This is a genomic window from Dyadobacter luticola, assembly GCF_005860805.1.
Classification (GTDB): domain Bacteria; phylum Bacteroidota; class Bacteroidia; order Cytophagales; family Spirosomataceae; genus Dyadobacter; species Dyadobacter luticola.
Map to the genome: position 1 here is coordinate 1 of NZ_VCEJ01000003.1, position 1,188 is coordinate 1,188.

The 1,188-nt window shown below is 42.3% G+C and carries 1 protein-coding gene; it reads left to right on the forward strand.

The window, feature by feature from the left end; translation table 11 throughout:
* The first annotated feature begins 61 nt into the window (after positions 1–61).
* Positions 62–1,170 (forward strand): IS3 family transposase gene (locus tag FEN17_RS10580; RefSeq protein WP_138365340.1). Its coding sequence is split into 2 segments (ribosomal slippage): positions 62–311 and positions 311–1,170, totalling 1,110 coding nucleotides; the frame shifts between segments, so codons are not numbered across the junction.
* The last annotated feature ends 18 nt before the right edge of the window (positions 1,171–1,188 follow it).

Consider the following 1,188-nt stretch of genomic DNA (forward strand, 5'->3'; position numbering starts at 1 on the left):
TGTAAGTATCCCTAAACCACAGACAGTTTGAAATTGGAGAATATCACTTAATTTTAAACTGATGAAAAAAACCAAGTTCAGCGAGACGCAGATTGTTTCGATCCTTAAGCAACAGGAAGGGGGCATCCCGACCAAAGAGATTTGCAGACAGCATGGCATTTCCGAGGCGACTTTTTACAACTGGAAGAGCCGTTATGGCGGCATGGAAGCGTCTGATGTTAAGCGCTTGAAAGATTTGGAGGAGGAAAATTCCCGCCTTAAAAAGATGTTCGCAGATCTAAGTCTGGATAATCAAATTCTTAAAGAACTTTTCGCAAAAAAGGGCTGGGCTCTGCCACAAAAAGGGAATTAACAGAAGAGATTGTCAAGGAGTACAATATCGCTGTGAGCAGAGCCTGTAAAATCGTTGACCTTGTCCGCTCCCAATATTATTACAACAGTCGCAAGGATGATTCCGATGTGATCGAATCGTTGCAGGAACTGGCGTTTAAGCATCCCTCGTATGGATTTAGAAAGCTTTTTGCTTACCTGAGGAGATCGGGAAAGCCTTGGAACCATAAGAGAGTTCATCGGCTTTACCAGGCCTTAAAGCTTAATAAGAGACGAAAAGGTAAGCGTAGATTACCAGACCGCGTTAAACAACCACTGGTTCAGCCTGCGCAGATAAATGAGACTTGGAGCGTTGACTTTATGAGTGATTCAATGATTGGGAATCGAAAATTCAGAACGTTCAATGTCATTGACGATTGTTCAAGAGAAGCTTTGGCAATTGAGATTGATACTTCGCTGTCCTCAAAGAGAATTACCAGAATTTTGGAACGGATCGGGCTGAGCAAAGGCTTTCCAAAAGCGATCAGATCGGACAATGGGCCAGAATTTACGTCGAAAGATTTTGCTATTTGGTGTGCTGATAGAAATATAGAAACACGGTTTATCCAGCCAGGAAAACCCACTCAAAATGGGTTCATTGAACGATTTAATCGGCTATATAGAGAAGCAGTGTTGGACGCCTATCTCTTTTTTGATCTTGATCAGGTTAGGCAATTGACCGCGGAATGGATAGAAGAATACAATCAACGAAGACCTCACGAAGGACTCAGCAATATGACACCTTTTGAATGGAAAGACCTGCTGATGAAAAAGGAAATACAACAACTAATAGCTGTCTGAGAAACGGGGTACATACAA